3 protein-coding genes are annotated in these 4,647 nt (G+C 64.0%); all 3 read left to right on the forward strand.

Annotated elements, in window-relative coordinates; genetic code table 11:
• The first annotated feature begins 164 nt into the window (after positions 1–164).
• The 3 genes from G3480_RS25120 (at position 165) to ubiD (ending at position 4,454) form a co-directional block, all read left to right on the forward strand.
• Positions 165–785: a CNP1-like family protein gene (locus G3480_RS25120; RefSeq protein ID WP_164656956.1), complete on the forward strand. Its 621-nt coding sequence runs from the start codon at positions 165–167 to the stop codon at positions 783–785.
• A gap of 131 nt (positions 786–916) precedes the next feature.
• Entirely contained in the window at positions 917–2,950 is a 2,034-nt protein-coding gene (gene prlC / locus G3480_RS25125; RefSeq protein WP_164656957.1) for an oligopeptidase A, read from the forward strand.
• Between the two features lie 22 nt (positions 2,951–2,972).
• Positions 2,973–4,454, forward strand: coding sequence for a 4-hydroxy-3-polyprenylbenzoate decarboxylase (gene ubiD / locus G3480_RS25130; protein WP_164656958.1), 1,482 nt, complete (start codon positions 2,973–2,975; stop codon positions 4,452–4,454).
• The last annotated feature ends 193 nt before the right edge of the window (positions 4,455–4,647 follow it).

Genomic DNA, 4,647 nt, shown 5'->3' on the forward strand with positions numbered 1-4,647 from the left:
GGGGGGGGGGGGGTGGGGGGGGTTTCCCCCCCCCCCCCCCCCCCGGGCGCCCCCCCCCCCGCCGCGCCCCCCCGCCCGTGGCGCGCCCCCACGGCGGTTTAGCCTTGATCAAGCGCATCGGCGACGCGCCCCATTCGACCGAGTCAAGCGCCCTTTGGAAACCAATGACATTCGCTCACATCATCATTGCTCGCTTGTCTGCGACCAAGACCGTCGCACAGACGACATCAGCCCTCTTCTGCTGCCTCCTCCTCTGCTCGCTCTCTTGCGCGGCGGCCCGGAATGACGCCTTCGTCCCAGACCCGACGCCGCCAGGCCCATCGGACATCCGTCCTGGCACACCCTGGCAGGAAACGACTATCCGGCTGCCGCCTTGGCCAGAGGATGCGGACCTGGTGGAGTTCGAGCTGGACGGACCTGCAGACCCCTTCCGCTATTTCATCGACGCCAAACACCTCAGCGTGGACGCCGATCAAGTGGTGCGCTACACCCTGGTCGTCGAGGGGCGCGGCGGGACGCGCAACCTCTCTTTCGAGGGCATCCGCTGCACAACCAAGGGCCGCTACAAGGTCTTCGCCTATGGCGCTGCGGGGCGCTTCAGTCCGCTCGAGGGCGGCGACTGGCAACGCATTTCGACCGTGGATGGCGAGCCCTACCGACAAGACCTGTGGCGCTTCCACTTCTGTGTCCCACGTGAATTCAAGCCGCGCCCAAAGCAGGATATTATTCGCTCACTGCAAGGACGGATCGCTCCGCGCCAGAACACAGGTTTCCAAGCCGATTGACCTGGCGTGACCGGATCCATTGAAGATCCGCCAAGGTCCCGCACCTCAAGCTCAAAGGAGCTGCCGCAGCCGACGCCGAGCGCGTCGCCGCGACGCTCTGCATCCCAAGATTCGCGAGAGCCAACACCGCTATGACCAATCCCCTCCTCGAGCAGGTCGGCTTGCCGTCCTTCAATCTGATCCAACCCGAGCACGTCGAGCCGGCGATCGACGCTCGCCTCGCCGATTGCAGGGCGCTGATCGAGCGCCTGACCAGCGAGATCGACATCCCGACCTGGGAGAGCTTCATCGAGCCCCTGGAGGAGATCGACGACATCCTCAGTCGCACCTGGTCGCCGGTCGGCCACCTCAATGGTGTACTCAACAGCGAGGCGCTGCGTGCGGCCTATAACGCCTGCCTGCCCAAGCTCAGCGAGTACGGCACCGAGGTCGGCCAGAACGAAGGGCTCTTCCGTGCCTATCAGACCGTCGCGGCGCAAGAGCATCTGGAACCGGCGCAGCGCAAGCTGCTCGACAACGCCTTGCGCGACTTCCATCTCTCCGGTGTCGATCTGCCGCCCGAGAAGAAATCCCGCTACAGGGCCATCAGCCAAGAGCTGTCGCAGCTCACGAGCAAGTACTCCGAGAACGTCCTGGACGCCACCAATGCCTGGAGCAAGCTGATCGAGGATCCCGAGCGTCTCAAGGGCCTGCCGGAATCCGCGCTCGGCCTGGCAAGTCAGAACGCCGCCCAGCAAGGCAAGGACGGCTGGCTGTTCACCCTGGACATGCCTTGCTACCTGCCCGTGCTCACCTATGCGGACAATCGGGATTTCCGCTTCGAGATGTACGAGGCCTATGGCACGCGTGCCTCCGACCAAGGCCCGCACGCTGGGCGCTGGGACAACTCCGAGATCATGGAGCGCATCCTGGCGCTGCGTCACGAGCTGGCGCAGCTCTTGGGCTTCGCCAACTTCGCCGAGCGCTCGCTGGCGACCAAGATGGCGCGGTCAGCGGAGGATGTCATGGGCTTCCTGAGCGACCTCGCGGAGCATTCGGTCAAGCAGGCCCGCCGCGAGCTAGCCGAGCTGGAATCCTTCGCCCGCGAGCACTATGGCGTCAGCGAGCTAGCTCCCTGGGACATCGCCTATTACGCGGAGAAGCTGCGCGTTCACCGCTATCAAATCAGCCAAGAGGAGCTGCGTCCCTACTTCGCGCTCTCGCGCGTGCTCTCCGGGCTCTTCAGCGTCGTCGAGCGGCTGTTCGGGATCCAGATTCAGGAGGTCGAGCACTTCGAGACCTACCACGCGGATGTGCGTTTCTTCGAGATCCGCGATCTCCTGACCGGCGCCCTGCGCGGTCAGTTCTACCTCGACCCCTATGCGCGCCAGAACAAGCGCGGCGGGGCCTGGATGGACGTCTGTACCAACCGCATGCATACGACCCGCTGCGATCAGATCCCGGTCGCCTATCTGGTCTGTAACTTCACCCCGCCGGTTGGCGACAAGCCTTCGCTGCTGACCCACAACGAGGTCGAGACCCTCTTTCACGAGTTCGGCCACGGTCTGCACCACATGCTGACCAAGGTCGACTATCCAGCCGTCGCCGGAATCAATGGGGTGCCATGGGACGCGGTGGAGCTTCCCAGTCAGTTCCTGGAGAACTGGTGCTGGGAGCGCGAGTCGCTGGATCTCTTCGCCGCGCATTGGGAGACCGGCATGCCGCTCCCCCAGGAGCTTTACGAGCGCATGCTCGCGGCCAAGAACTTCCAGTCCGCCATGCAGATGGTGCGTCAGCTGGAGTTCGCGCTGTTCGACTTTCGCATGCACCTGGAGTACGCGCCGGACAAGGCTGGGCACATCTACGCGATCCTCGAAGAGGTTCGAGATCAGGTCGCCGTCATCCGCCCACCGGCCTTCAACCGCTTCGCGCACGGTTTCTCGCACATCTTCGCGGGCGGCTACGCGGCCGGCTACTACAGCTACAAGTGGGCGGAGGTCCTCTCGGCGGACGCCTTCTCGCTCTTCGAGGAGAAGGGCGTCTTCGATGCCGACACGGGTCGCGCCTTCCTCGAGAACATCCTCGAGCGCGGCGGCTCCGACGATGCCATGAAGCTCTACGTCGATTTCCGTGGACGCGAGCCCAACACGGATGCCCTGCTGCGGCATTCCGGAATCGCGGCCTGATCCGCACCCTGACGGTCCAAGCATGAAGTATCAGGATTTACGCGATTTCATCGATCAACTGGAGCAACGTGGCGAGCTGCAACGCGTGAGGGTCGAGGTCGACCCTTACCTCGAAGTGACGGAGATCTGCGACCGCACCCTACGCGGCGGCGGTCCAGCCCTTTTGTTCGAGCGACCCAAGGGGTCAGAGATCCCGCTCCTGGGCAATCTCTTCGGGACGCCAAAGCGGGTCGCGCTCGGCATGGGCGAGGAGTCCGTCGAGGCACTGCGCGAGGTCGGCAAGCTGCTGGCCTTCCTCAAGGAGCCCGACCCGCCAAAAGGCATGAAGCAGGCATGGGAGACGCTGCCGATCTTCAAGAAGGTGCTGGACATGGCCCCTAAGGTCAGGCGCAACGCACCCTGCCAAGAGGTCTCTATGGCTGGTGCCGAGGTCGATCTCGGCCGGCTGCCGATCCAGCACTGCTGGCCCGGCGATGCCGCCCCGCTCGTCACCTGGGGCCTGGTGATCACGCGCGGACCCGAGAAGTCGCGACAGAATCTCGGCATCTATCGGATGCAGCTCCTCGGGCGCAATCGGCTCATCATGCGCTGGCTGGCCCATCGCGGCGGTGCGCAAGACTTCCGCGACTGGCAGCGCGCCAATCCAGGCAAGCCCTTCCCCATCGCGGTCGCCCTGGGTGCAGACCCGGCCACCATCCTGGGTGCCGTGACCCCGGTGCCGGACAGCCTCTCAGAGTACGCCTTCGCCGGACTGCTGCGTGGCAGCCGCACCGAGCTGGCGGCCTGTCTGGAATCGGATCTCCAGGTGCCGGCGAACGCCGAGATCGTGCTCGAGGGTCACATCCATCCCGACGACATGGCCCCTGAAGGCCCCTTTGGCGATCACACCGGCTACTACAACGAGGTGGAGCGGTTCCCGGTCTTCACCCTCGAGCGCATGACGCACCGCCGGAATCCGATCTATCACAGCACCTACACGGGGCGTCCGCCGGACGAGCCCGCTGTGCTCGGGGTCGCGCTGAATGAGGTCTTCGTCCCCATCCTGCAGAAGCAATTTCCCGAGATCCTCGACTTCTACCTGCCGCCCGAGGGCTGCTCATACCGGCTCGCAGTGGTCAGCATCAAGAAACAGTATCCGGGGCACGCCAAGAGGGTGATGATGGGCGTCTGGTCCTTTCTGCGCCAGTTCATGTACACCAAGTTCGTCATCGTCGTCGACGACGATGTCTGCACGCGCGACTGGAAAGACGTCATCTGGGCGATGACGACGCGGATGGATCCGGCGCGGGATACGGTGATGATCGAGAATACGCCAATCGACTATCTGGACTTCGCCTCGCCCGTGTCCGGGCTTGGCTCCAAGATTGGCTTCGACGCCACCAACAAGTGGCCGGGCGAAACCCAACGGGAGTGGGGGCAGCCGATCCGCATGGACGAGGCCGTGAAGGATCGGGTCGATCGCATTTGGGATGATCTGGGGATTCGGCTCGCCGATCGAGCCTAAGAAAGTGACCATCAACAACTTCCCCCCTTTCGCAAAGGGGGGCTAGGGGGGATTTCGGACGGGATCGCTCACATCGGGAAACAGTTGATGGGAGCTTCCTAAGAAAGTGACCATCAACAACTTCCCCCCTTTCGCAAAGGGGGGCTAGGGGGGATTTCGAGCGGCATCGCTCGCATCAGGAAACAATTGATGG

The sequence above is a fragment of the Thiorhodococcus mannitoliphagus genome (genome assembly GCF_010915725.1).
In the GTDB taxonomy this organism is placed as follows: domain Bacteria; phylum Pseudomonadota; class Gammaproteobacteria; order Chromatiales; family Chromatiaceae; genus Thiorhodococcus; species Thiorhodococcus mannitoliphagus.